The sequence below is a fragment of the Variovorax sp. CCNWLW235 genome (assembly GCF_037204085.1).
GTDB lineage: Bacteria > Pseudomonadota > Gammaproteobacteria > Burkholderiales > Burkholderiaceae_C > Variovorax.
Map to the genome: position 1 here is coordinate 67,249 of NZ_JBBCBW010000021.1, position 26,736 is coordinate 93,984.

Sequence of the window (26,736 nt, forward strand, 5' to 3'; positions counted from 1 at the left end):
TCGACGTCAACCGGTCTGAGCACAGCGACCAGCGGCATCTCCAGCCTGTCCACCGGCCTGAGCACGACAGACAGCACAGTGAGCAGCCTGTCGACTTCGACATCCACAGGCCTGAGCACCGCAACCAGCGGTATCAGCAGCCTGTCTACGGGCCTTGCCAACACGGTCCAGTATGACGATCCAGGCCATACGAGGATCACGCTGGGTGGCGTGGGGGCGACGGTCCCAGTCACGCTGGCCAATGTGGCCGAGGGCGTGAATCCGACCGATGCGGTGAACTTCGGCCAACTGACATCGCTGTCGACGTCGGCATCCACCGGCATTGCCAGCCTGTCCACCGGCCTGAGCACGACCGACAGCACCGTGAGCAGCCTGTCGACTTCGACCTCCACGGGCTTGAGCACTGCGACCAGCAGCATCGGAAGCCTGTCAACGTCCACGTCTACTGGCCTCAGCACCGCGACGAGCAGTATCAGCAGCCTGTCGACTTCGACGTCAACCGGTCTGAGCACAGCGACCAGTGGCATCTCCAGCCTGTCCACCGGCCTGAGCACGACAGACAGCACCGTGAGTAGCCTGTCGACTTCCACGTCAACGGGCCTGAGCACGGCCACCAGCGGTATCTCCAGTCTGTCCACGGGCCTGAGCACTACCGACAGCACCGTGAGCAGCCTGTCGACTTCGACCTCCACGGGCTTGAGCACTGCGACCAGCAGCATCGGAAGCCTGTCAACGTCCACGTCTACTGGCCTCAGCACCGCGACGAGCGGCATCTCTAGTCTGTCGACTGGCCTGAGCACGACGGACAGCACGGTAAGTAGCCTGTCGACTTCGACGTCAACAGGGCTAAGCACGGCGACCAGCGGCATCGCCAGTTTGTCCACTGGCCTAAGCACAACGAACAGCACCGTCAGCAGCCTGTCGACGTCAACGTCCACCGGCATTGCCAGCCTGTCCACCGGACTGAGCACGACTGACAGCACTGTGAGCAGCCTGTCGACTTCGACATCGACCGGCCTGAGCACCGCCACCAGTGGCATTGCCAGCCTCTCCACGGGCCTGAGCACGACTGACAGCACTGTCAGCAGCTTGTCGACGTCAACGTCCACAGGCCTGAGCACCGCAACCAGCGGTATCTCCAGCCTGTCCACGGGCCTGAGCACGACCGACAGCACCGTGAGCAGCCTGTCGACGTCGACGTCCACAGGCCTGAGCACTGCAACCAGCGGCATTGCCAGCCTGTCCACCGGCCTGGGCACCGCCACCAGTGGTATCTCCAGCTTGTCCACCGGCCTGAGCACGACCGACAGCACTGTGAGCAGCCTGTCGACGTCGACATCAACGGGCCTGAGCACCGCCACGAGCGGTATCTCCAGCCTGTCCACCGGCTTGAGCACCGCCACCAGTGGCATCTCCAGCTTGTCCACCGGCCTGAGCACGACCGACAGCACTGTGAGCAGTCTCTCGACCTCGACGTCAACGGGCCTGAGCGCCGCCACAAGCGGTATCTCCAGCCTGTCCACCGGCCTGAGCACTACAAACAGCAATGTGAGTAGCCTGAATACGACAGTCAATAACATCCTCGACAAGGGCACCAAGTACTTCCACGCCAATTCGACTGCGGGTGATTCCAGCGCCAGCGGGCAAGACGCGGTGGCAATCGGACCTCAAGCCAACGCCAGCGGGGCCAATTCCTTCGCGGCCGGTAACGGCGCACAAGCTGCGGCCGACGGTGCAGTGGCAATTGGCTTCGGCGCCCAGGCCACGGGGACGAATGCCATCGCGATCGGAAGTGGGGCATTGGCCACTGGCTCCCAGGCGATCGGCGTCAATTCACGTGCAGGCGGCGGCGGTGTAGCGATAGGCGATAACGCCGACGCAGGTGGCACCGCGCTAAGCCAAGCGCAGAACATTTCGGTGGGCACGGCCATCGGCTTTGGCGCTGTTGTGCAGCAAAGTGGCGGCGTGGCACTGGGCTCGGGTTCCAGGGCTTCCACGGCAGCGGGGGTGGCTGGCTTCGTTCCAGGCAGCGCGACCGCGCAACAGGAAGCAGCGATCAAGGCCACCACGAGCACGCAAGCCGCAGTGTCGGTGGGGGACGCGGCAAACGGCCAGTTTCGCCAGATCACGGGCGTCGCAGCGGGCACTGCCGACAGCGACGCGGCAAACGTGGCGCAGTTGAGAGCTGCATCGAGCGCGGTGGCTGCGAGCAGCGCTCAGTACGCAACCAATCCGGACGGCACCACCAACTACAGCCACATGACCCTTGGCAATGGCCAAGCGCCCAACGGAACTCGGCTTTCCAATGTGGCGCCGGGCATCTTGCCGACGGACGCCGTGAACATGTCCCAGTTACGCGAAGTACAAACTTCGGTGGGAAATGTGGCGAAGATCGCCTATAGCGGCATCGCCATGGCAGGCGCCATGGCTGGCCTTCCGCAGGTAGAACCTGGAAAACAGTTCTCCATCGGGCTGGGGGTGGGCAACTACTCGGGCTACTCGGCAATGGCAATCGGCGGAAGCGCCCGCATCAACGAGAACGTGGTCATCAAGTTCGGGCTTGGTAAATCGTCTGGCAACAAGGCAATGGTGAATGGAGGCATCGGGTACTCCTGGTAGTTTGCTTCGGGCATCCGGTCCGAACCCACAGTTTGAAAACAGAGACGTCGGCGTGAGTAGCCGCGTCTCGTTTTCGACGTTGCGTGCATCCGGATTGCGACGAACAATACCCCACACGTCCACCGAAACTCGCCATGCGCATAGGTATTTCGGTTCTCACCCACGCGGGCCAGAACATCTGGGAAAACGGCATAGGGCAGAACGTTCTGTTCCTCGCCCGGCTGCTGCAGCGCATCGAGTTTGTCGAATCGGTGGTGCTGGTCGATGCGGGCGATCAGCAAGGCATGCCGCCCCAGGTCAACCTTGCGGCCATGGGCCTTTCTTTGGGGCGTGCCCGCGACCTGACCGACGCCCTCGACGTGGTCATCGAGATGGCGGGTGCACTCGACGTGCAATGGTTGTCCTACTTTCGCGCCTGCGGCGGCCGGGTGGTCTATCACTGCGTCGGCCAGCCCTTTGCGGCCCTGGCCGAACCGGTCGTGTTTACCGACAAAGGCCACTTCAGTCCTTACGAGCGCTGCGATGAAGTCTGGCTGCTGCCCAAGGATGCCGCCTTCGCCCCGATGATGCGGCTGATGCACCGCTGTCCGGTGCACGAGGTTGCCTACCTCTGGTCGCCGCAGTTCCTGAACCAGCGCATCGTAGAGGTCGAAGCTGCGGGCCATCGCTTCGGCTACACGCCCCGTACGCGTGCGCAGCCGGGATTTCGAGTCGCCATCTTCGAACCCAATATCTCGGTGGTGAAGACCTGCACCATCCCGATGCTGATTTGCGACGGTGCCTATCGCGCTGACCGAGTGGCCGTCACGTCGATGCAGGTGCTCAATACCTTGCACCTCAAGGACCATCCGACCATGCTCTACATGGCGAACTCGCTGGACCTGGTGCGCGAGCACAAGGCCGTCTTCCACGGCCGCCACGACTTCGCCGGCTTCATGAGCCAGTTCGCCGATGCCGTGGTTGCCCACCAATGGCAGAACGACCAGAACTACAGCTACCTCGATGCGCTGTACGGCAACTACGCGCTGGTGCACAACTCGCCCTGGTTGCGCGATGCCGGCTATTACTACCCTGACTTCGACATTGCCGCCGGGACTGACCAGTTGCTGCAGGCCGTGCGAGGCCACGACGCGCAGCTGGAGGACTACCGGGCCAATGCACAGCGTGTGATTGGCGCGCTCGAGCCGGAGCTGGCGGCCAACGTCGATGTCTATGCGCAGCGACTGCTCAACCTTGTGGGTGGCAACGCGACGTTCCGGGTCGGTGGGCCAAGGCGCGCGGCATGAACGCACTCCAGAAGCCGGCAGGCGCCATGCCCGACAAGCTCCGCGTCGGCGTTTCCATCTTCATCCGCAAGGGCGAGCAGAGCCTTTGGGAGAACGGCGTCTACCAGAACTGCCTGTTCCTGGTGATGCTGCTGATGCGTTCTCCGCGCGTGGCCAGCACGGTGCTGGTGGCGGGCGGCGGCGATGGCGGGCCGGCCGATGCCGCGCAGTTTCTGGCCGACTCGCCCGTGCCCATCATTGACATGGCCACCGCCGCGCAAGAACTCGACGTGATGATCGAAATGAGCGCGCAGCTCGGGCGCGAATGGGTGGTGGCCTTCAGGGAGCGGGGCGGCAAGATCGTGTCGATGCGCGTGGGCAACGACTACGTCATCGACATCGAGCGCATGCTGTTCAACAAGCCGCAGGGCATGCTTGTTACCTCTGCGCCGTACCACGAGGTATGGACGCTGCCCGAGTACGAAGCATCGTGCAAGCCCTACTTCGAGAGCGTGTTCCGAGCGCCGGTACGCCTCATGCCGCACCTCTGGAGCCCGATGGTGCTCGAGCGCGCCATGGCGCGCGCAGGCCACGGAAAGCGCTTCGCGTACGAGCCGGGGCGCAAGCGCTGGCGCGTGGCCATCTTCGAGCCCAATATCTGCATGGTGAAGACGAGCTTCATTCCAATGCTGGGCTGCGAGGCGGCGCACCGGGCGCAGCCGCGGCTCATCGACAAGATGAGCGTGTACAACAGCTTTCACTTGAAGGACAAGCCGCTCTTCGTCGGTTTTGCGCAGAGCCTGGACATTGTGCGGCACGGCCTTGCTTCCTTCGAAGGACGATTTCCGGTGTACCAGGTGATGCCGGGGAGCATCGACTGCGTTTTTGCCCACCATTGGGAAAACGCACAGAACTACGTCTACTACGAAGCCTTGTATGGCGGTTACCCGTTGATCCACAACTCGCACCTCATTGGCCACTGCGGGTATCGCTATCACGGCTTCGACTGCGAAGAGGGCGGCCTCGCACTGCGGTGCGCCTTTGCCGAACACGACGCAAACCTGACAACCTATCGCGAAGAGGCGCGTCAACTGATCGCTCGGCTCGACCCCGAGAATGAAGACAACGTGCGCGTCTACACCGCCGCCATCGAAGGGCTTTACGCATGAAGGCGCTGAGGCTATTGCTTGCCATTGCCGGCCACACCATCGCGGGCGTGGCGCTGGCCCAGGGCGTGCTGGTGCCGCAGGCGCCGGCCGCGCCGCCGCAGGACACGCTCACTCGCGCAGCGGCAAGTGTCGGTATCAAGCGGTGCCTGCCGGCCATCACGCGGCTGGCCGCGCTCTCTGTGCAGGGAAGCCGTAGCCACGACGTGCTGCTCGACTGGGACCGCAAGCGACCCGACGCAGGGCCGATGTTCTCGTTGATCGGCATCGAATATCCCAACGCCGGCGTGGCCGCATCGATCACCGCAATTCCCGATGAAGCCGGCGCCTGCACTGTGGCAGCGGAGCGCATCTCGGTCGCGCCCTATACCTGCGCCAGCATTGCCCAGCAGGAGCTGGCGGGCTACAAGATGACGCGCCTGCTCCCCATCTACGCTGTCTACACCGACGACAAAGAGCCGACTTCCTCGGTGTCGCTGATCGATTCGCCGCCGGGTTGCCTGGTGATTCGGCGCTATGTCGAATACGGCTGGAAGAGCCCTGCTGCTGCCGTTGCGTCACCGGCGGCACCAGGCACACCGCTCAACAAAACGCGCTGAGAAAGAGATGCAACCCTTGCGCATCGGCATCACCATTGGCCTGCATCATGAGGCCGAAACGCTGTGGAACAACGGCATCAAGCAGAACGCCGTGTTCCTGGCCGAGGCCTTGAAGCACTGCCCCAGCGTGGAGTCGGTGGTTCTGGTCAACACCACCGCGGTACCGATCACGCCCGCCTTGCCGTGGGATCAGGCGCGATGGCCCACGGCGAGCTTCGAGGAGGCCAAGGACAGCGTGAACGTGCTGATCGAACTGGGCGGCCAGATCGATGCGGCGCAGACCGACTACCTGAAGCGCCGAGGGGCGCGGCTGGTGTCTTACTGCTGCGGCTGCGAATACGTCCAGGCCATGGAGTCGATGCTGTTCGGCAAGCCGCTCTGGGGCCAGAACCTTTTCATCAATCAGCGTTACGACGACATCTGGATGGTGCCGCAGGTGGCGAACATCAGCCAGCCGTACTTCGAGGTGCTGCGCCGCACCGAGGCGCGCGCGGTGCCGTTCGTCTGGAGCCCGGTGTTCGTCGAGGAGCGCAGCCGCGCGTTGCCGCGATCGGGTATTTACCAGCCGCGCCCCGGGCCGCGCCGGCTCAGCGTGATGGAGCCGAACATCAACGTCGTCAAGTTCTGCCTCTATCCCGTTCTGATCGCCGAAACGGCTTATCGGGCAAGGCCGGACGCGATCGCACTGTTGCAGGTCACCAATGCCGAACGGCTGGCCAGGGAGAACATGGAGTTCATCACGCTGATGAACCAGCTCGACCTGGTGCGCGAGCACAAGGCGGTGTTCGTGGGTCGGCACGAGACGCCGGCCTTTCTTGCGCAGAACACCGACATCGTGATCTCCCACCAGTGGGAGAACCCGCTCAACTACTTCTACCTGGAGGCGTGCTGGCAGGGCTATGCGCTGGTGCACAACGCGCACCTTTGCGCGGACCTCGGCTACTACTACGAAGGCAATGACGTAGCCGCCGGCAGTGCGCGGGTGCTGGAAGCCATCGACACGCACGATGAGCAGGCCACGCGCTATCGCGAACGACAGCGCAATCTGATCGAACGATATCTGCCTGGCAATAGTGTTGCTACCGCGGTTTACGAGACCCTGCTGCTCGAGTTGATGCAGCGTCCCGCCAAGTAAGCCGAACCCCGCGTCGCCGACAGATGTATCGGGTACCAGACAATTCTGCAAGTTGTCTAACGCTTTTGTACTAAGAAGCCAAAGGCGCTGCGGCTGCAATTGCTACGACAAGGAAAAACTGCAAAACCTTTAATGATTCGCCCTTTTTCTCGCAGCCCTATCAGCACATACTCCATTGACCGAGCTTCCTTTACTTTCATAGGATGAGTCGAACTAGGGAGCGAAGAGGACGGCATTCATGCGGCACGACCGCGTGGCCAACGGGACCATGTGAATGATCCAGGCCAACCCTGACGCACGGCTGATGGAGCAGGCGCTCAGGATGACCCGTGGCTTCGCGCCATGGTCGCCGCAAGCCTTGGGTCTGCTTGTCTCCGCCTCACATGTTGGGCGGTATGTACAGGGCGGCGTTGTGATGGCAGAGCCTAGTACCCATGCATTCACTATCGTGTCCGGCAATGCGGTTGCCGGCTATCGCTCGGCGGACGGCACGCATCGCATGGTTGCTCTTCTCGGCCCTGGCCTCGTCGTAGGGCTGGCCCGTGCTCTCAGCGGCAGGAACGACGCAGCATTCGACTTCACGGCAAACACCGACGTAGTTGCCGTGCATGTGCCCATTGCTCTGCTTTTCGAAATTCTGGATCGAGAACCCGAACTCTGGAACAGCATGGCACGCATGCTCTTGCGGCAGCACAGAGAGAGCTTCGACGCGATGGCTGGCCATGTCGTGGGGCCGATTCGGCAGCGTCTTGCAACAACAATCGAGCGATCGGCTGAACTCTATGGCTGCAGGAGCACCGGAAAGGCGGACATTCGCCTGCGGCTGAAACAGGAAGATCTGGCTGCGATTCTTCACGTGTCGCGGCAAACCGTAAACCAAGAGCTCAACTCCTTGTCCGCCTCCGGCGTGGTGCGATTGGAACGTCAAACGGTTGTCGTCCTTGACTTGGCGGAGCTTAGAGAAATTTCACGCCCATGCAAACAACGGAAAGCTCTTCCGACGACGTCCCGCTGATCGAGCGCGCCCTGCGGTTGACTCAGGGATTTGCGTCATGGTCGCCTGCCGCGATGAGCAGACTCGTGGCTTCATCTCACCTCAAGCACCATGCACGTGGTGAGTTGTTGACCTCTGAAGCTGATTCATCAGTATCCTTTTCAATTGTGTCGGGCCACGTGGTCATTGGGAGAGGGCGGCCGCAGGGCGAGTCGGTCAAGATGCTCGTGCTCGGGCCAGGATCGCTGATCGGGCTTGCCCAGATGATCGATCGTGAAGATCCCATCGTGCACAGCCATTGCGCTCACGACGAGGTCGTGGCTATCCATATGCCGACAGATCTGCTGTTTGAAATTATCGATAGCCATCCTCTTTATTGGCGAAACATGTTGTCCATGGTCATGAGCCAACATGGAGAGATACGGGAAAGCTTGCTCGGCCAGGCGATCGGCAGCTTGCGAGCACGCCTCGCAGCCACGATCGACAGGTTGGCGACTGCCCATGGGACCGATATAGGTGGCACGTTGCGGTTGCGAGCGCGCCAAGATGATCTTGCCGCCATCCTGCAAGTTACCCGCCAATCTCTGAGCAAGGAATTGAGGGCGTTGGTCGCTTCACGTGTGATTGGTACCAAGTACAACGCCATCACCATATTGAACCTCGAAGCATTGAGGAAAGTTGCATCGCATAAGTAGGGCGTTGAGGCTCCTGCTCGATGCAAGCAGCCGACGTGCGAAGCGTTGGGAATTTTTCACACTTTGTAGACGACGGCTATCGTGGGTGTCACGTTTCCGACATCCATGGTCTTTTGGGGTACGTTTTCTTGTCCTTCGCAGATAAATTCCGATCACCCGAAGCGACATGAACATCGTTGATCCAAGGATGCTTCTCTGTCGCGCTCACAAGTAGCACGGGTTGTGAGATGCATCACCGAGGCATGACGATCATCGGTACTCCAGGCCTTCTAACTTCATGCACATCGGAATGATTTGCCGAGCGGGATTGCACCCACACGGGATTGCTCTGACCGGTGATCCACATTTCAAATCCGCAAACTGCCATGAAACCTCAACAGTTCGACGCGGCTGTCTCATTGAACTCGCAGAAACAGTTGATGGCGCCTGATGGTGAAAGACCACGGTGAGAAGAATGCGATGAGCGATATCAGGGGCGCTTACGGCGATCTCGCATTGATGGAGCACGCGCTGCGTGTCACGTCAGGCTTTGCACATTGGCCGGTCTCCGCCATGAGTCAACTGCTCGCGGCCTCCCGCCTTGAAAGGTATGGAAGAGGCGAGGTCATATCGAATGAACGAGGTGCGCCGGAAACGTTCGTGATTGCCTCCGGGTACGCCGTGGTGGGCTATATCCCACCGGAGTGGGATCGAACGCCATTGGCACTTGTCGGCCCTGGCTCGCTATGCGGCTTTACGCGAGCAGACGGCCACGAGGATCGTGTCATGTACGACTTCTGCGCGCACACCGATGCGGTCATCGTGAAGATGCCGACCTTCGCAGTACGCCAGATCCTCGACGGTAACCCGGTGCTATGGGAAGACATGGCAAAAATGCTGATGAAACAGTACAGAGAGATCCTCGATTCGCTCCTCGGGCAGGGTGTCGGATCGCTTTCTCGTCGCCTCGCGACCACCATCGAAAGATTGACGGCACTCTACGGAAGCAGTGACGGCCATCGCGTAAGCCTTCGCTTGCGACTCACACAAGAAGAACTCGCAGCGCTGCTGCAAGTCACGCGGCAGAGCGTCAACAAAGAACTCCTGAAACTGGTGACGAGCGGCACGATCAGCGTAGTTCACAACAAGATCACCGTTCTTGATTTCACAGCACTGAGACGATGGGGGAGCACATGAACATTCACAATAGCCGCCACCATGACAATCGCCACACCTAGCGTCGCTGCGCGCCTGGACGCACTTCCCCTGACTCGCCTGCATCTCGTCGTGCTGGTGATCAGCGGGTTCGGACTGGCGATCGACGTGTATGAAATTGGTCTGGGAAGTGCATTCGGTGCAATCTTCTCGGGCGCGCCATATTCAGCGTCCGCCCAGTCCTTGTCCTGGCTGTTGTCTTCGGTCTACATAGGGGCGGTGCTTGGCGCCTCTATCGGAGGCTGGCTCGCCTACCGCGTGGGTCGCCGGATAGTACTTACCGGCATGCTTTGGTTGCTGGCTGCGACGGCGGCGCTCGCGGGCGCCAGCGTCAGCATCGAGTGGTTGACCGCATCGCGCACTGTCATGGGGCTCACTCTCGGGGCCTTTCCGCCGCTGCTCACGGCCTACCTCTCGGACCTCTTGCCAGCGCGCAGCCGAGGCAAGCTCATCTTCGTAACCATGGCCGTCGCCTTTATAGGTGCGCCGGTCGGGGTTTTCTTTATACGCACGATGACGCCTCTCGAGTTTCTCGGCCTGCCCGGCTGGCGTTGGAGCCTGCTGGTCGGTGCGCTGGGTGCGGTGATCTCTGCGCTGGCGTTTCGTCGCTTGCCAGAATCGCCGCGTTGGCTGAGCGCCGTCGGCAGGGAGCAGGAAGCCGAGATCGCGCTGCAACGTTTCGAGCGTTCGCGCCCTGCCAGTTGGGCGGACAGTTCGAAAACTCCTCCTTCCCCAGCGCCGGGCCCGAACGAAGCTGCCGATTCGGCCGAATCGCCTCGCTTGCGCTTTGCCAAGTATGCCGGGCTCTGCTTTCTCAGCCCTTGGTCGACTGCGGCATTTCCCCTTCTCATCGGAGCCATGCTGGTCCAGAAGGGCTTCAAACTTTCCGACACGCTCTTCTATGTCGGCCTCTCTGCGTTTGGTCCGATCATCGGGACGCTCCTTGCCGCATTTGCCGTCGACCGCTTCGATCGGCGCCTCACATTGGCGGTCTGCGCGACAGTCATGCTGATATCCGGCATTGGCTTTGAAATTACCAATGCGCCGGGATGGTTGCTTGCAGCCACCACCAGTTTCTTCTTCTGCTCTGCGGTCTACTTGCCAATGCTGAACATCTACGGCGCCGAGCTTTTCAATACGCGCCTGCGCGCCTCTGCGGTTACCGGAGCATGGGCATTCAACCGGCTCGGCGCGGCGGCGGCACCGCTGCTGCTGGTGCCAATCTTGAGCAGCGGCGGTACCCTTCCGGTGATGGCACTGATTTGCGGCTCGCTGATTGCCGGTATCCTGCTGGTTGCAGTCTCAGCGCCCGGCCGCAGCCGGCTTTCCGTCACCTGAGAACCAGTCGCGCCCTCTTGCAAGCTGCCAGGCTGGGCCTCTTCATCACCAGAGCTGAGCGAACCAGCGCTACATGGCGCTCAGTCTTTCCCGTATCGCGTTCATCTGTTCGATCTCGCTGCGCTGGGAGCTTGAGATCTGCCCGCACAGCTTGACCAGTTCGGGGTCTTTCAAGCTGGCCTCGCGGCACATGAGAATGGCGCCGGAGTGGTGAGGCACCATCGATGCTACGAACTGCTTGTCGCCGATCACGCTCTGCTGCCGCGTGCCGGCAAGCGCCGCGACGAAGAGGATCGCAAGCCCGGCATACAGCACACCGTTCATCGCCTTGTTGCGGTACATCCCGCGCATCGTCGCGAGCATGATGATGCCCATGGGCGCAACCATGGTGAGCGCCATGTAGAACATGTTGAGGTTGTTGCGGAAGTCGCCCCAGCCGTCGATCATCGAAAACATGACGAAGTACATGACGACGAGGCTGAGCAGCATGTTCACTGCAAACATCGTGTAGTGGTGCGTGCCTCCGTGCCGGGAGGCCGGGTCTTGAGGGCCCATTTGTGCTCTCCTTGTGTCGCCGGAAACGGGCGAGGGGCGTGGTGAGCTTTTCATGTCATGCGCTTTGGCCCACGAGCGCGGCTCATTGGCTTGTCCGCCGGCATGTCTGGCTGCGGCACATTGTGCTTGCTCAACAAATCTCACAAAAAGCACTGTCCGGGTCCAGAGGAGCACACCACGTCCGAGACCAGACTGCGCCGTTGGCGCCCCGGCTTCTGTCAGCGGGATGCTGAAGCCGTGTAGGAATTAGCCCGACAATCCACTGCCTTGCCTCGGGCACGCGACTCGCTACGATTTGCCCATGCGAACACTCCCTCTTTCCAATGGCCGCGACATTCCGGTGCTAGGCCTCGGCACCTGGCGCATGGGCGAGGTGGCGAACCACCGCGCGGCGGAAGTGGCCGCGGTGCGCGAGGCCATCGCCATGGGCTACCGGTTGATCGACACCGCCGAGATGTACGGGGAGGGCGGCGCCGAAACGGTGCTTGGGCAAGCCCTGGCGGAGGCGCTGCGGGCCGGCGACGTGCGGCGCGACGAGCTCTTCATCGTCAGCAAGGTCTATCCGCACAACGCAAGCCGCCGCGGCACGCCCGAGGCCTGCGAGCGCAGCCTGAAGCGGCTGGGGCTCGACACGATCGACCTCTACCTGCTGCACTGGCGCGGCAGCCACTCGCTGCGCGAAACGGCCGATGCGATGCAGGCGCTGGTCGCCAGGGGGCGCATCAGCCACTGGGGCGTGAGCAACTTCGACACCGACGACATGGAAGATCTCGCGCAGGCCGTCGGCCCGGGCCCGGGCTGCGTGGCCAACCAGGTCTACCTTTCGCTGGGTGAACGCGGTCCGGAATTCAGCCTGTTGCCCTGGCTGCGCGAGCGCGGCATGCCGCTGATGGCCTACAGCCCGATCGACCAGGGAGCGCTTGCGTCCGATGAGGCACTGGGCGTGCTGGCTGCGCGCCTCGGTGTGACCGCCGCACAACTCGCCCTTGCGGCAGTGATCGCCAGGCCGGGTGTGGTTGCGATTCCGAAGGCGGTGCGCAGCGCGCACCTGCAAGAGAACCTTGCCGCTGCCCAACTGGAACTCGACGCGGCAACCCTTGCCGAGCTCGACCGCCTTCATCCGCCACCCCGGCGGAAGATGCCTCTGGCGATGATCTGAACCGACGAAGCGAAGGCTAGTGCGCTTCGGCCTGCTTGGCCGCGGCAATCACCGCCTGCTCGTCGTGCTTGGCACCATTGAGAAACAGGTTCAGCAGAACCGCGCTGATCGATGCCAGCAGAATGCCCGATTCGATCAGCGAGTGGATCGCATGCGGCATCCACTGCTTGAAGTTGGGTGCAATGAGCGGAATCATGCCAATGCCGATCGACACCGCGACGATCATTGCGTTGTGCCGGTTGCCCTTGAAGTCCACGCCCGAAAGAATGCGGATGCCGGTGGCGGCCACCATGCCGAACATCACCAGCCCCGCGCCGCCAAGCACCACCGTGGGCAGCGATTCGATCAGTGCCGCCATCTTGGGCAGCAGGCCGAGCACGACAAGGATCACGCCGCCGGCCACGCAGACGTAGCGGCTCTTCACGCCCGTGACGGCCACCAGCCCTACGTTCTGCGAAAAGCTGGTGTACGGAAAGGTGTTGAAGATGCCCCCGATGAGCGTACCCAGGCCGTCGGTGCGCAGGCCCTTGGCAAGCTCCTTCTGCGTGATCTTGCGGTCGGTCATTTCGCCGAGCGCGAGGAACATGCCCGTCGACTCGATCATCACCACGATCATGATGAGCGTCATCGTGAGAATCAGGATCGGGTCGAACTGCGGCATGCCGAAGTGAAAGGGCAGCACCACGTCCACCCAGGTCGCCTTGCCCACCTTCTCGTAGGTCATGAGGCCTGTGATCGAGGCCACCACCGCACCGATCACGATGCCCAGCAGCACCGAGATGTTGGCGATGAAACCCTTGGCGTACTTGACGATCAGCAGGATGGACACCAGCACCAGCGCCGCCACGCCGAAGCCGGAGAGGTCTGCGTACTTGGGGTTGGGCACTGTAGGCATGATGGCAAAGCCCTTGGGCACCGCCGGAATCGAACTGCCCGGCGACGTGACTTCCGCGAGCCACTTGGCGTACACCGGGTCCACCAGCGCGGGCGCCGTCGGCCCCACCGGATTGCCGAAGATCCAGTTGATGCCCACGCGCATCAGGCTGATGCCGATCACCGCGATGATGGTGCCTGTGACCACCGGCGGAAAGAAGCGGAGCATGCGGCTCACCAGCGGCGCGATCAGTATCGACACCACGCCCGCGCCGATGATGGCGCCGAACAGCAGCTGCGCGCCGTTCTGTCCGGGGTTGGCGTTGGCAATGGCCACCATGGGCGCGACCGACGCGAAGGTCACGCCCATCATCACGGGCAGCTTGATGCCGAACCACTGCGTGGCGCCCAGCGCCTGGATCAGCGTGGCAATGCCGCAGCAGAACAGGTCGGCCGAAATCAGCAGCGCGACCTCGTCGGGCGACAGCTTGAGCGCGCGCCCCACGATCAGCGGCACCGCGACGGCACCCGCATACATCACCAGCACATGCTGAAGGCCGAGGGCCGCGAGCTTGCCCGAAGGCAGCCGCTGGTCCACCGGATGAACTGTGTGAACAGGGGAAGAGGTCTCGGCCGTCATCGTGCATCTCCTGGCGAAGCAAGGGGAACATGCGTGGGCGGCGCGGGTTGGCGTGGCGTCCACAATGTGTGTACGCCAAACTGTATACAATTTATGCCGCAATCTGGATGCAGGAAAACCCGCACCGCGGCGGCTTGTTTTCTAGGCGAGCAGCGCCTTCACCAGGTCGAGCTGCCGGTCGGGCTTTTCGGTGCCCAGCTCCAGGCTGGCCTCGATGCGCTCCAGGTGGCCGGTCATGCAGGCCACGGCGCCTTCCACGTCGCCCTTGCGGCAGATGCGCAGAAACTCCGAGTGCTCGTCCGACGAGCAATGCGGGTCGTTCGACGAGTGGTAGAGCATGGCAATGAGCGAACTGCGCGCCACCAGCTCGCGCACCAGTTCGGCCAGGGTCTTGTTGCCCGTGGCCTCGGCCAGCGCCACATGAAAATCGCCCAGCACCTTTTCGCGCACGGTGCCCGTGGTGGTGGTCTGGCGCAGCGCCGTGCGCTCGAAGCGTATGTGCTGCTCCAGCACCTGGTAGTCGCGCGCGCGGGCGTTGGCAATGAACAGGCGCACCACTTCGCTTTCGAGAATGCGGCGCACCGCGAACACCTCGCGTGCCTCTTGCACCGTGGGCTGGCACACGAACGCACCCTTGTCGGGAATGATCTCGATGAGCTTGTCTTTCGACAGCATGAGCAGGGCCGCCCTGATCTTGGTGCGGCTCACCGAATACACGCGGCCCAGCGCTTCCTCGCGCAACCAGGTGCCGGGGGGCAGGCGCTTCTCGACGATGGCGGTGGCGATGTCCTGCGCGATGCTTTCGATGGAACTGCCCTTGTCTGCGGCAGGTGCGGCGTTCTCTGCCGCTGTGGTGGCCTCAGCGGCAGGGTTGGCAAGGGCGGATGATTGTTTGGAGCTGGCGCGGGGCATGCGGAGATTGTGGCCCAGCAAGGCCGCTGCCGAGCCCGGGCCGCCTGCTACCTGAGCAGGGTAAAACCCTCGAGCGCGCCCTTCATCGCCTTGGGCAGCGGGTGGGCCAGCTCGCCGCGCTTGCTGGTTTGCAGCTTCAGCGTCACCAGCGATTCGACGAGCTTGGTGCCAGCCGCCACGCCGTCGATCACCGGCACGCCGAGCAGCCCGCCGATGTGCTCGCACAGGTCAGTCATGCCGGCGCAGCCGAGCACGATGCAGTCGGAGCCGTCTTCCTCCAGCGCGCGGCGGCATTCGTCCACGATGCGCTCGCGTGCGTTGGAGCCGGGCTCTTCGAGTTCGAGCACCGGCAGTTCGCAGGCTCGCACGTTGGCGCAAAAGCGTTCCATGCCGTAGATCTCGGCCAGGTGCCAGGCCTGCCCCATGGTGCGGCCCAGCGTGGTCACCACGCTGAAGCGGCTGCCCACCATGCTGGCCAGGTGCATGGCGGCTTCGGCAATGCCCACCACCGGGCCGCGCGCCAGTTCGCGTGCGGCCTTCAGGCCCGGATCGCCGAAGCAGGCGATCACGTAGCCGTCGATGCCGTCGCGTTCGCCGGCCGCAATTTCCTGCAGCAAGCCGGGCACGGCCAGCGCCTCGTCATAGTGGCTCTCGATGGAGACCGGCCCCATGGCCGGGCTCACCGCGACGATTTCCGTGCCGGGCTGCGCCACCGCGCGGGCGCAGGCACCGATCTTCTCGGTCATGCTCCAGGTGGTGTTGGGGTTGATGATCTTGATGCGCACGGCGCGGCCCTTTCTTCTCTTCAGTGTTTCAAGTCTTGTTGCGGTTCAGCAGGGCATAGATGACAAAGCCCAGGCCCATGCCGATGAACCATGCATAGTTCGCGCCACCCCGCAGCGCGGGCACCATCACGCAAAGAATCGGCACCAGCGCGGACGGGATCATGGCTTGTATGGCCTTGGGGTTGTAGCCGCCGCTGTACCAGTACTCTCCCTTCGGACTCATGGTGTAGAGCGCGTCCACGTCGATGCGCTGCTTGCGCACGATGTAGTAGTCGGCAATCAAGATACCGAACAGCGGGCCGATGAACGAACCCAGCACGTCCAGCGTGTAGTGAATGACTTCGGGGCTGTTGTAGAGGTTCCACGGCGTGAGAAACACCGAACCCACCGCGGCGATCATGCCTCCCGTGCGCCAGCTGATGTGCTGCGGCGCCACGTTGGAGAAGTCGAACGCCGGCGACACGAAGTTGGCAACAATGTTGATGCCGATGGTGGCGATCATGAAAGTCAGCGCGCCCAGCACCACGGCGGTAGTGCTGTCGATCTTGCCCACGGTGTGCACCGGATCGGTGATCAGTTCACCGAACACCGGCAGCGTGGCGGCGGTGGTGATCACCGTCAGCAGCGAGAAGAACACGAAGTTGATCGGCAGGCCCCAGAAGTTGCCCTTCTTCACCGCGTCGAAGCTCTTGCCGTAGCGCGAGAAGTCGCCAAAGTTGAGCATCGGCCCGCTGAAGTAGCTCACCACCAGCGCAATGGCGGAGAGCATCACGGGCAGCGCGTCCCAGCCCTGGAACTTGATGCCGCCCAGGTTCAGGTCGATGTTGCGCCAGCCCGCCTTCCACACCAGCCAGCCGCAGAGAATGGCCATGACCACGTACACGGCCGGCCCAGCCCAGTCGATGAACTTGCGAATGGCTTCCATGCCGTGCCAGAACACGAAGGCCTGCAGCACCCACATGATCATGAACGCCACCCAGCCCAGCGTCGACAGGCCTGCGAAGCCGTGCTGCGCCACATCGGCATACGGCGCAAGGTTGGGGAACATGTGCAGTGCCAACACCATGAAGGCGGCCGATGCGAGGTACGTTTGCACGCCGTACCAGGCCACCGCAATCAGCCCGCGGATGATGGCCGGAATGTTGGCGCCCAGCACGCCGAACGAGGCGCGGCACACCACGGGGTAGGGCACGCCCGTCACCTGGCTGGGCTTGGCCACCAGGTTGCAGAAGAACTGCACGATCACGATGCCCACCAGCAGCGACACCAGCACCTGCCAGCTGGAGAGGCCCAGCGCAAACAGGCTGCCGGCCGTGATGTAGCCGCCCACGCTGTGCACGTCGGACATCCAGAACGCAAAGATGTTGTATTGGCCCCAGGTCTGCTTCTTGAGAGGGGCCAGGTCTTCGTTGGTCAGCCGCGGGTGGTAGCCCGGCTTGATCAGCGCGTTGGATTCGGCATGCGGCGCATGGCCGGCTTCGCTCGCCCCCGCGGGGGCCTGGCTGACAACTGTGCTCATGGTCTTTCCTCGTGCGAATGGTGGATTGAGGGACCGCTTTTCCGGCGCAAGTGGGGCGCCGTGGAATCGGGTGCGTTATTTGTATACAAAAACAGTGTGCAATCAACCCCATCCGGCAAATCATATATCCGTAGAATCCCTGAGATCCCGCCGCGCACGATCCGCTGCTGGAGGCCCGCAATCGCACATTTCGCGCCTTTCGAGGGGCCCGGTTCAGCATCGGCCCGGGCGGTGCCTTCTTTAGCATTGGACCGCCGCTTCCAGGATCTGGTGCGCTGACTACCTTGGCGCAGGCCCGTCAAGGCCGCGCCGCGAGCACCCGGGCCAGGGCGCGCGCAAGCTCGGCGCGCGAATAGGGCTTGCGCAGCAGCTCCCAGCTCGGCGGCGCCTCCCGGTCGGCATCGAGCAGTTCCGACGAGAAGCCCGACATGAGAAGAATTGCGAGCCGCGGAAAGCGCTGCTGCGCCTCGGCGGCTAACCGCGTTCCGCGCATGCCGGGGCCGAGCGCAATGTCGCTCAGCAGCACGTCGAAAGCGCCGGCGTCCGATTCCATCTGCACAAGGGCCTGCTCGGCGTTCTCCGCTGCCACCACGTCGCAACCGAGCGTGGCCAGAAACGCGTGGACCACCTTACGCACTTCGGCGTCGTCCTCGACGAGCATCACGCGCAGCCCTGCGGGAAGTGCCTGCTCGCCGTCGTCGTCGGGCGCGGCGAGTGGCGCCGCGTCGTAAAGCTGGGGCAGGTAGAGCGTTACCGTGGTGCCCGCGCCCGGCTGGGTCGCGATGGCAATGGCGCCCTTCGATTGCTTCACGAACCCGTACACCGTGCTCAGGCCAAGGCCCGTGCCGCGGCCGGCTTCCTTGGTGGTGAAGAACGGCTCGAACGCGCGCTCCTTCACTTCCTCGGTCATGCCGGTGCCGCTGTCTGCAACCGAAATTGCAACGAAGCTGCCATGTTCGCCGGCATCGCCCAGTTCATTGAGCACTTCGCGCGGCAGTGCGGTGCAGGCCTCTGCGTGAAAGTGCAGTGTGCCGCCCTCGGGCATGGCGTCGCGTGCGTTGATGGCAATGTTCAGCAGTGCCGATTCGAGCTGCCCCGGGTCGGCAAGCACGGGCGGGCAATCCGGCGCGGCGTCGATGGCAATGCCGATGCGCTGGTCGAGTGTGCGCCGCAGCATGTCGGCCAGCGAATGCAGCATGGCATGCGTGTCCACGGCGTTGGGCTGCAGCATTTGCCGGCGCGAAAACGCCAGCAGCTTGCCCGTGAGTTCGGCGCCGCGCCGCGAGGCCCGTGCCGCAGCCCCCACCAGCTGCTGCGCATAGGCGTCTTGCGCAATGGCGGGCAGCTCTTCGAGCACCTGCAGGTTGCCCTGGATGACCGTGAGCAGGTTGTTGAAGTCGTGCGCGATGCCGCCTGTGAGCTGGCCGACGCTTTCGAGCCGCTGGGCGTGGCTGAGCGCCTCTTCGGTCTGCACCCGCTGAAGGCTGGTGGCCAGCAGGTTCGAGAGCGATTCCAGAAACCGCAGCTCCTCGTCGCCAAAGCGCTTGGCCTGGCGCGAGTGCACGGTCAGCACGCCGATGAAGCGACCCCGGTCGTAGAAGGGCACGGCCAGTGCGCTGACCAGGCCGGCATCAAGGTAGGCCCGCGGCACGGCGAAGCGGCGCTCCTTGCCGTAGTCGGGCACCTCCACCGGTTGCCCCTCGGCAAACACGAAGCCGGGCGGCGTGTTCGCATGGCTTGCAATGCGCGCGCCGATTTCTTCGCCGGGCACCAGGCCCACGCCGCTCGCCACGCGGAATTCGAGGCGGCTGCTTTCCAGCAGCAGCACCACGGCCACCTCGACCTCCAGCGCTTCCGCCGCAATGGTGGGCACGTGGTCGAGCATCACCTGCGGGTCGCGCGTGTCCACCGCCAGGCGGCCCAACTGGGCGAGGTAGTCGCTGTAGCGCGCCCGCTGCAGTGCCTGCTTCACGCGCGGGTAGGCGCCAATGTCGCGGATGGCGGCCACCACAAACGGCAGGCCGTGGCTTTGCAGCGGACTGAGCGCGATCTCCACCATGACCTCGCTGCCGTCCTTGCGCTTGGCCACGAGCTCCATCTGCGTGCCCATGGGCCGCGCGCGGGGTGCCCGGCCATAGGCTTCGCGGTAGGCGGCATGGCGCGGGCGGATGCTGTCGGGCACCAGGGCGTCAACGTTCAGGCCCACCAACTCGTCCACCGCAAAGCCGAGCAGGCTGGCTGCGGATGGGTTGGCCAGCACGATGCCGCCGGCCTGGTCGACAAGCAGCAGGGCATCGGGATAGGCGATGAAGAGCGACCGGAAGACGCTGCTCTCTTCTATGCCGGAAGGCAGCCCCTGCAAGGCGGCAAGCGCCGGCTCGGCAACCTTGGGCGGCGACGGCAAATCAGGCGAGGTCATGCGCTCGGCTCAGCCGTGGGTGACCGGCGGAACCAGGATGTAGCCCGCGCCGCGCACCGACTTGATGATCTGCGGATCGTCGGGGTCGGCTTCGATCTTCTTGCGCAGCCGGCCGACCTGCACGTCGATGGTGCGGTCGAAGGGAGCAGCTTCGCGCCCGCGCGTCTGCTCGAGCAGGAAGTCGCGCGACAGCACACGCCCCGGGTGCCGGGCAAAGGCGCGCAGCAGGTCGAATTCACCGCCGGTGAGCGGCACGCTTTGTCCCTGCGGGTTGGCAAGGCTGCGCGCCGCAAGATCGAGCTGCCAGCCGGCAAAACGCAGCCGGTCGGGTGCAGCAGGCGGAGCAGCCAGTGCCGGAGCGGCGGTTGCAACAACAGGGCCGCCCTCGGGCGCCAGGCGCCTGAGCACGGCCTTGACCCGCGCCACCAGCTCGCGCAGATCGAACGGCTTGGTCACGTAGTCGTCGGCGCCCACTTCCAGGCCGACGACCTTGTCCACCGCGTCGCCGCGGCCGGTGACGATGACGAGCCCGCAGCGCCAGTTTTCGCGCATGCGGCGGGCAATGGAAAAGCCGTCTTCGCCGGGCAGGCCCAGGTCGAGCAGGACGAGGTCGGCCGGATCGCTGCCCATCAGCTTCATGAGCGAGGCGCCGTCGTGCAGCTGCGTCACGCGAAAGCCGTGGCTTTGAAGGTAGTCGGCCAGCAGCTGGGTGATGTCGACTTCGTCGTCGAGGACCGCGATGTGAAAGGCGGATTTCATTCGGGGAAAGCTCGCTTTCAAGGCGCGAGTGCCATGGCATTGTTGGGGGCCGCACAAGCGTAGCACGCCCCGCCGTCGCCAAGGGAGCGGATCAGTGCGCGGTCACTCCGCCTCGACCGGGGCCAGCATGGTTCCGCGGCAGTTGGGCGAGCCGCAATGGCAGGGGTATTTGGAGGCCGGCGAGCCGTCGTCGGCGGTGAGCGAATAGTCGATGAACAGCTCGTCGCCCGCATCCACCGGCACGATGGTCTGGAACTTCAGCACCAGCTCGCCCGCGTCGTCGTACTCTTCGACCGCCTCGCAGTTGGGGTCGCAGGCATGGTTGAGGTGGCGCGTGCCGTTGCCGCCCTTGCCGCCGTCGATCGTCTCGTGGTTGGAGAGGGTGAACAGGTAGGTGAGCTGGTCGTTCCACGCGCCGGCGGCGATCTCCTGCTGCGTGTAGCGCCGGCCTTCGTAGAGCCCGAGGAACGCAGAGGCGGGCAAGTCGCGCGTTGCAAAGGCGCCGAGCCCGTGCACTCCGCTGGGCCCGACGCGGATGAACGGCGTGGACGAGGTTTGCTTGCGGCGTTTCATGGGCCCAAGTGTGCACCAGCCACCTTGCTCAGGGCTTGCGTTCCTCCTCGCGCTCTTCATCGGCTTGCGCCTGGAACATGCGCGTGAAGTCGCAGCACGCCTGCGCCAGCATCACGATCGACGAGGTGAGCGCGCTGCGGTGCTCGCCCTTGTGCATGGCCACGTAGTGCACCGCGGGCAGGGCGGGCACCACGTCGATCACGGCGAGCATGCCGGCCGAAACCAGCGGGTCGAGGCACTGGCGCGGCAGGTAGCTCACGCCCAGGCCCGACACAGTGAGCCCGGTCAGCGCCACGAGGTTGCTCACCACGATGGTGTCGGAAGGCTGCACGCCCTGGTCCTTCATCCAGGCGTCGTAGGCGCGGCCCGTGCCCGAGTTGCTGCCTTGCACCAGCATGCGGTGCCGGGCGAGCTCGTGCAGCCGCACGGTGCTGGTAGCGGCCACCACGCCCGGCTTGCACATCCAGGCGCTTTGCACCTTGCCGATGGCCTTGCTCTGCATGCGCGAATCGGCAAAGGTGTCGGGCACGATCACCAGGTCGAGTTCGTCCGCCAGCAGCTTGTCGCGCAGCTGCAGGCTGTCGTCCACGTCGGGCTCGAGAATGACCTTGGGATAGTGCCGCTGGATCAGCCCCACCAGCCGGGGCAGCCAGGTCATCGCGGTGAGCTCCGTCACGCCGATGCGCAGCCGCCGCTCCACCACGCCTGGCTTGCTGAACTGCTCGACAGCGGCATCGCGCTGCTCGAGCAGCCGGGCCGCAAGCACGAACATCTCTTCGCCTTTTTCAGTCAGCCGAGCGGTGCGCTGGGTGCGGTCGAAAAGCTCGGTGTCGAACAGCAGCTCGAGTTCATGCACCCGCTTGGACACGGCCGATTGCGACGTGTGAAGCTGGTTGGCGGCCTGCGCAAAGCCGCCAAGCTTGGCGATCCAGTACAGGGCCTCGAGTTGCTTGAAGGTCATCACGGTGCGTCGGGCTCCTGAAATGAATACTTTTATTCATGTAATTCAATCACAAAAAATCGCTTTTGGAAATTTGAAGCCGCGCCGAAGATTCGCACCGTGCTGCCCCGTGTACTTCCTGCTTCATCTTCAAAGGAACATTCCATGAACTTCAAACTGTCCCTCGTGCTTGGCGCCGGCATCGCGCTGGCCTGCGGTGCCGCGACGGCGCAAGAAAGCCCGACGCTGCGCAAGATCAAGGAAAGCGGCACCGTGCAGATCGGCAGCCGCGACACGCAGATTCCGTTCTCCTACAAGACGGGTGCAGAGAGCGCGCCCATCGGCTTCACCAATGAAATTTGCCTGAAGGTGGTCGACGCCATCAAGGCCAAGCTGGGCATGCAGAAGATCGACGTTCGCTACACGCTGCTCAACTCCACCAACCGCATTCCGCTGGTGCAGAACGGCACGGTCGACCTTGACTGCGCGACCACCACCAACACCGTGCAGCGACAGCAGCAGGTCGACTTTGCGCCGAGCCATTTCGTCACCAACATCACCGCCGCCGTAAAGAAGAACTCGGGCATCAACTCGATTGCCGACCTGCAGGGCAAGACCGTGGCCACCGTGGCCGGCAGCACCTCGATGCAGTTGCTGCGCGGCTTTCGCAAGACCGAGAACATCGAGGTGCAGGAGATCGCGGGCAAGGACACGGCTGATGCCTTCCTGCTGCTGGCGAGCGACCGCGCCGTGGCCTACGTGCTCGACGACGTGCAGCTCGCCGGCCTCATTGCCAACCAGCCCAACGCCTCCGACTACAAGTTGCTCAAGGACGTGCTGCGGCAGGAGCCCTACGGCATCATGATGCGCAAGGACGACCCCGAGTTCAAGGCCATCGTCGACCAGGCCGTGACAGAGATGATGAAGTCGGGCGCCATCGACAAGCTCTACGCCAAGTGGTTCATGTCGCCCATTCCGCCGCGCAACGTGAACCTGAATTTCCCGATGTCCGACGCCGTGCGCGAGGCCTACAAGAACCCGAACAACAAGGGCGTTTGAGGATGCCGGCCACCACCAAACACCATGCCAACGGGCTGGCGTTTCCCGATGCGCTCATGCGCGCGGTGAAGCAGCGCTTTCTCAACGTCGACCACGACCACCACGGGCGCGAGCGGCTCTATTTCGACAATGCGGGCGGTTCGTTCCGGTTGAAGGCGGCCGTGGAGCGGTTTGCGCAGGTCGATGCGATTCCCGACAACGCGGAGCGCATCCACGCCGCCGCCGTCGAACTGCAGCAGATCCAGGCTCGCGGCACGGACGACCTGCGCACCATCTTCAACGCCCGCGGCGGCAGTGTGTATGCGTCGTTGACCGCATCGGGCGCCATGTTCGACATGGTGCGCGCGGTGGCCGAGAACGTGCCGGGAACGAACATGGTCACCACCGTGCTCGAGCATCCCTCGTCGTTCGACGCGATGAGCCTCTATGCGCAAAAGGCCGGCCGCGAACTTCGGGTGGCCCGGAGCAACCCCGAGACCGGCGGTGTCGATGCCGACGAGATCGTGCGGCTGGTGGACAAGGAAACCTGCCTGCTCAACGTCATCTACGCATCGAACATCTCGGGCGCCAAGCTCGAACTGGCGCAGATCGTGCGGCGCGCGAGGGAGATCAAGCCCGATCTCTACATCGTGGTGGACGCCGTGCAGCATGCGCCGCACGGGCTGATCGACCTGCAGAAGACGCCTGTGGATGGCATCAACATGGCGCCGTACAAGTTCTTCGGTTGCCGGGGCTCGGGCTTGTCGTGGGTGTCGGACCGCGCGGCGCTGCTGCCGCACCACAAGCTCGCGGGCAAGAAGCCCGACTTCTGGGACTTGGGCAGTTCGGCCCCATGGCAGTTTGCCGTGGTCACCGAGATCGTGGACTACGTGTGCTGGCTCGGCGGCCATTTTTCGGATGCCACCGAGCGGCGGGCGCTGTTCGAAGCGGGCATCGCGCACATCGAGTTGCACGAGCGGGCCTTGCTCGCGGCGCTGCTCGACGGCCGCGGCGAGGCCACGGGCCTGCGCAATATAGAAGGCGTGACGGTCTTCCTCGACCATCCGGACCTGACGAAGCGCGACCTCATCATCGGCATCGGCTTCGATCACCTGGATTGCACGCAGGCCGTGGTGGAGTACGGCAAGCGCGGCGTGACGGTTTACGAGCGCGTGGCAAGCAGCATCTACTCCAAGCGCATGCTCGACTCCTTCGGGCTCGAGGGCACGGTGCGCGTCTCACCGCTGCACTGCAACTCGCTGGCGGACATGGAGAAGTTTCTCCATGTGACGCAAGAGATTGCCCTCAGCGCGAAAGGGCGGAGGACAGGAACCGCCGGATGACGGGAACCACCTGCTCGAGGTGCGTCTCGAGCAGCCAGTGCCCGCCGTCGGTCAGCACCAGCTCGGCTTTCGGAATGTCGCGCAGGTAGGCACGCGCGGAAGCCTCGGGCATGTAGCCGTCGTTCGGCCCCCAGACGATGAGCGCGGGCGGCTGGTGTTCGCGCAGATAGGCCTGGTAGCGCGGAAACCACTCGAGGTTCTGCTTCAGGCCTTCCATCAGCTTGAGCGACAGCTTGCGGCGCGGCGGCGTGTTCATCAGCGGCCAATGCAGCTTCCACAGGTCGGGTGGAATCTGCGCGGCCTGCGCTTCGGACACCTCGCCGACGAACTCGGCGCGAAAGCCTTCTTCGCTCACCGCCTCTTCGAGCACCGCCCGGTTCTTTGCCGACGGATCGCGCCAGAACTCCTGGATGGCCTTGTACTTGGGGCCGAGCGTGTCTTCGTAGATGTCGCCGTTCTGGATGATGAGCGCGGCCACGCGCTCAGGGCGCCGAATGGCCAGGCGCAGGCCAATCTGCGAACCGTAGTCGTGCAGGTACAGGCCGTACCTGCCGATCTCCAGTTTGTCGCAGAAGGCCTCGAGAAAGCCCGCATAGGCATCGAAGTCGAAGCCGAAGGCATCGGCCGGCGGTGTGCCGCTCAGGCCAAAGCCGGGATAGTCCGGCGAGACCAGTCGCCACTTGTCGGCCAGGGCCGGCATGAGCCGGCGGTACTGGAAAGACGAGCACGGATAGCCGTGTGGCAGCAGCAGCACCGGCGCATCGCGCGGCCCGGCTTCGCGGTAGAAGATCTGCATCCCGTCGACATCGATGAAGCGATGCGAGACCGCATGCGCGTCGGCGGGCAGGGCGGACATGGAGGAACTGCGTTCGGTCATGCGCCCCATGCTGCGCGCCGGTGCCTGCTGGTGGGTGTAGGTGGCCGCTGATGCGCTGCGTCGGACGGCCGCAACGCAGGCCGGTGGGCAGGTGACCCCGCCCGGAGGCTCAGGCCAGCAGGTCGCTCAGCGTGCGCGCAATCACCTTGGTGGCGCGGCGCAGGTCTTCGAGCACCACGCGTTCATCGCTGCGCTTGGCATGCGACTCGAGCACCGTGCGCGGGCCGGCGCCGTAGATCACGCCCGGAATGCCCGCCTCGCCATAAAGGCGCACGTCGGTGTAAAGGGGCGTGCCCATGGCCTTGATCGGTTCGCCGAACACGTCTTGGCCGTGCTTCTGGATCGCATCGACCAGCGGCTTGTTGCCCGCGAGCGGCTTCATCGAATTGGCGAGCAGCAGGCGCTTGATTTCGACCGTGATGCCGGCGCTCTCCGCGGCTGCATCCGCAATCACCTTGCGGATCGTGGCTTCGACCTCGACCGGGTTCTCTTCGGGGATCATGCGGCGGTCGAGCTTGAACACCACCTTGCCGGGCACCACATTGGTGTTGGTGCCGCCTTCGATGCGGCCCACATTGAGGTACGGGTGCGTGATGCCCTCGACCTTCGATGTCACTTGCTGGTAGAGCGTGTTCTGCGCATAGAGCGCGTTGAGGATCTTCACCGCGCCCTGCAGCGCATCGACGCCGGTGGTCGGAATGGCCGCATGCGCCATCTTGCCGTGCACCGTCACTTCCATCTGCAGGCAGCCGTTGTGCGCGGTCACAACTTCGTAGCTGAAGCCCGCGGCAATCATCAGGTCGGGCTTGGTGAGCCCCTGCTTGAGCAGCCAGCCCGGGCCGAGAATGCCGCCGAACTCTTCGTCGTAGGTGAAGTGCAGCTCGACGCTGCCCTTGGTCGGCTTGGCCACGGCTTCGAGCGCGCGCAGCGCGAAGGTAAAGCTCGCGAAGTCGCTCTTGCTCACCGCGGCGGCTCGGCCGTAGAGGCTGCCGTCGGCAATTTCGCCGCCGTACGGGTCATGCGTCCAGCCTTCGCCCGGCGGAACCACGTCGCCGTGCGCATTGAGGGCCACGGTGCGGCCGCCGGCGCCGTAGGGGCGGCGCACGATCAGGTTGGTGATCGACTCGAGGCCGTAGTCCTTCACCTCTTGCTCGGGCACGGCGTGTTTCTCGGCATCGAGCCCGAAGTCCTTCAGTAGCTCGGCGGTGCGCTCGGCGTGCGGTGCGTTGTTGCCGGGCGGGGTGTCGGTGGGCACGCGCACCAGTTGCTGCAGGAACTGCACCTCTTCGTCGAAGTGTGCGTCGATCCAGGCGTCGAGCTTGGCGTAGTCGGTCATGTG

23 protein-coding genes are annotated in these 26,736 nt (G+C 63.8%); 12 read left to right on the forward strand and 11 right to left on the reverse strand.

Annotated features, from left to right (window positions below):
• Positions 1–1,548 precede the first annotated feature (1,548 nt).
• The 9 genes from V9L21_RS20720 to V9L21_RS20760 all read left to right on the forward strand — a co-directional run bounded on the left by V9L21_RS20720 (position 1,549) and on the right by V9L21_RS20760 (position 11,005).
• A complete protein-coding gene (locus V9L21_RS20720) occupies positions 1,549–2,619 on the forward strand; it encodes a YadA-like family protein (RefSeq protein WP_337314829.1) in 1,071 nt (356 codons plus the stop codon).
• Between the two features lie 134 nt (positions 2,620–2,753).
• Complete coding sequence (locus V9L21_RS20725) at positions 2,754–3,905, forward strand: DUF2827 domain-containing protein (protein ID WP_337314798.1); 1,152 nt, start codon at positions 2,754–2,756, stop codon at positions 3,903–3,905.
• Positions 3,902–5,053 carry a DUF2827 domain-containing protein gene (locus tag V9L21_RS20730; protein WP_337314799.1) on the forward strand — a complete coding sequence of 384 codons (1,152 nt, stop codon included), beginning with the start codon at positions 3,902–3,904 and terminating at the stop codon, positions 5,051–5,053. Before V9L21_RS20725 ends, V9L21_RS20730 begins: the two co-directional genes overlap by 4 nt.
• Positions 5,050–5,649, forward strand: coding sequence for a hypothetical protein (locus V9L21_RS20735; RefSeq protein WP_337314800.1), 600 nt, complete (start codon positions 5,050–5,052; stop codon positions 5,647–5,649). The genes V9L21_RS20730 and V9L21_RS20735 overlap by 4 nt, the downstream gene beginning before the upstream one ends.
• Before the next feature lie 7 nt (positions 5,650–5,656).
• The gene (locus V9L21_RS20740; RefSeq protein ID WP_337314801.1) at positions 5,657–6,784 is read left to right on the forward strand and encodes a DUF2827 domain-containing protein; all 1,128 of its coding nucleotides are present in this window, start codon (positions 5,657–5,659) and stop codon (positions 6,782–6,784) included.
• A gap of 274 nt (positions 6,785–7,058) precedes the next feature.
• Positions 7,059–7,799: a Crp/Fnr family transcriptional regulator gene (locus V9L21_RS20745; protein WP_337314802.1), complete on the forward strand. Its 741-nt coding sequence runs from the start codon at positions 7,059–7,061 to the stop codon at positions 7,797–7,799.
• A complete protein-coding gene (locus V9L21_RS20750; protein ID WP_337314803.1) occupies positions 7,760–8,473 on the forward strand; it encodes a Crp/Fnr family transcriptional regulator in 714 nt (237 codons plus the stop codon). Before V9L21_RS20745 ends, V9L21_RS20750 begins: the two co-directional genes overlap by 40 nt.
• Positions 8,474–8,902: 429 nt before the next feature.
• Positions 8,903–9,649 carry a Crp/Fnr family transcriptional regulator gene (locus V9L21_RS20755; protein ID WP_337314804.1) on the forward strand — a complete coding sequence of 249 codons (747 nt, stop codon included), beginning with the start codon at positions 8,903–8,905 and terminating at the stop codon, positions 9,647–9,649.
• Between the two features lie 21 nt (positions 9,650–9,670).
• Entirely contained in the window at positions 9,671–11,005 is a 1,335-nt protein-coding gene (locus tag V9L21_RS20760; RefSeq protein ID WP_337314805.1) for an MFS transporter, read from the forward strand.
• A gap of 69 nt (positions 11,006–11,074) precedes the next feature.
• Here V9L21_RS20760 and V9L21_RS20765 read toward each other — a convergent pair whose 3' ends face one another.
• A complete protein-coding gene (locus V9L21_RS20765) occupies positions 11,075–11,560 on the reverse strand; it encodes a DUF305 domain-containing protein (protein ID WP_337314806.1) in 486 nt (161 codons plus the stop codon).
• A gap of 301 nt (positions 11,561–11,861) precedes the next feature.
• Between V9L21_RS20765 and V9L21_RS20770 the strand changes: the two genes are divergently transcribed.
• Positions 11,862–12,719 (forward strand): aldo/keto reductase, encoded by an 858-nt coding sequence (locus V9L21_RS20770; RefSeq protein ID WP_337314807.1) that lies wholly within the window; start codon positions 11,862–11,864, stop codon positions 12,717–12,719.
• Positions 12,720–12,735: 16 nt separating this feature from the next.
• Here V9L21_RS20770 and V9L21_RS20775 read toward each other — a convergent pair whose 3' ends face one another.
• From V9L21_RS20775 to V9L21_RS20810, 8 genes are all read right to left on the reverse strand, one after another.
• Positions 12,736–14,232: a nucleobase:cation symporter-2 family protein gene (locus V9L21_RS20775; RefSeq protein ID WP_337314808.1), complete on the reverse strand. Its 1,497-nt coding sequence runs from the start codon at positions 14,230–14,232 to the stop codon at positions 12,736–12,738.
• Between the two features lie 141 nt (positions 14,233–14,373).
• Positions 14,374–15,144 carry a GntR family transcriptional regulator gene (locus V9L21_RS20780; protein ID WP_337314809.1) on the reverse strand — a complete coding sequence of 257 codons (771 nt, stop codon included), beginning with the start codon at positions 15,142–15,144 and terminating at the stop codon, positions 14,374–14,376.
• A gap of 47 nt (positions 15,145–15,191) precedes the next feature.
• Positions 15,192–15,929, reverse strand: a complete 738-nt coding sequence (locus V9L21_RS20785) for an aspartate/glutamate racemase family protein (protein ID WP_337314810.1) — start codon at positions 15,927–15,929, stop codon at positions 15,192–15,194.
• 28 nt (positions 15,930–15,957) lie between these two features.
• On the reverse strand, positions 15,958–17,448 hold the full coding sequence (locus tag V9L21_RS20790) for an NCS1 family nucleobase:cation symporter-1 (protein ID WP_337314811.1): 1,491 nt from the start codon (positions 17,446–17,448) through the stop codon (positions 15,958–15,960).
• Positions 17,449–17,746: 298 nt separating this feature from the next.
• Positions 17,747–19,867 carry a PAS domain S-box protein gene (locus V9L21_RS20795; RefSeq protein ID WP_337314812.1) on the reverse strand — a complete coding sequence of 707 codons (2,121 nt, stop codon included), beginning with the start codon at positions 19,865–19,867 and terminating at the stop codon, positions 17,747–17,749.
• A gap of 9 nt (positions 19,868–19,876) precedes the next feature.
• The gene (locus tag V9L21_RS20800; protein ID WP_337314813.1) at positions 19,877–20,626 is read right to left on the reverse strand and encodes a response regulator transcription factor; all 750 of its coding nucleotides are present in this window, start codon (positions 20,624–20,626) and stop codon (positions 19,877–19,879) included.
• A gap of 102 nt (positions 20,627–20,728) precedes the next feature.
• The gene (locus tag V9L21_RS20805) at positions 20,729–21,199 is read right to left on the reverse strand and encodes an SET domain-containing protein (RefSeq protein WP_337314814.1); all 471 of its coding nucleotides are present in this window, start codon (positions 21,197–21,199) and stop codon (positions 20,729–20,731) included.
• 28 nt (positions 21,200–21,227) lie between these two features.
• A complete protein-coding gene (locus V9L21_RS20810) occupies positions 21,228–22,160 on the reverse strand; it encodes a LysR family transcriptional regulator (RefSeq protein ID WP_337314815.1) in 933 nt (310 codons plus the stop codon).
• A 144-nt stretch (positions 22,161–22,304) separates the two neighbouring features.
• Here V9L21_RS20810 and V9L21_RS20815 point away from each other — a divergent pair, with 144 nt between their 5' ends.
• Both V9L21_RS20815 and V9L21_RS20820 read left to right on the forward strand, forming a co-directional pair.
• Positions 22,305–23,198, forward strand: a complete 894-nt coding sequence (locus V9L21_RS20815; RefSeq protein ID WP_337314816.1) for an amino acid ABC transporter substrate-binding protein — start codon at positions 22,305–22,307, stop codon at positions 23,196–23,198.
• Between the two features lie 2 nt (positions 23,199–23,200).
• A complete protein-coding gene (locus V9L21_RS20820; RefSeq protein ID WP_337314817.1) occupies positions 23,201–24,520 on the forward strand; it encodes an aminotransferase class V-fold PLP-dependent enzyme in 1,320 nt (439 codons plus the stop codon).
• On the opposite strand, the gene V9L21_RS20825 is transcribed toward V9L21_RS20820, so the two are convergent.
• Together V9L21_RS20825 and V9L21_RS20830 are read right to left on the reverse strand one after the other, a co-directional pair.
• Complete coding sequence (locus tag V9L21_RS20825; RefSeq protein WP_443305304.1) at positions 24,483–25,376, reverse strand: alpha/beta fold hydrolase; 894 nt, start codon at positions 25,374–25,376, stop codon at positions 24,483–24,485. The two genes, V9L21_RS20820 and V9L21_RS20825, sit on opposite strands and share 38 nt — an antisense overlap.
• 130 nt (positions 25,377–25,506) lie before the next feature.
• A complete protein-coding gene (locus V9L21_RS20830; protein WP_337314819.1) occupies positions 25,507–26,733 on the reverse strand; it encodes a M20 family metallopeptidase in 1,227 nt (408 codons plus the stop codon).
• Positions 26,734–26,736: the final 3 nt, after the last annotated feature.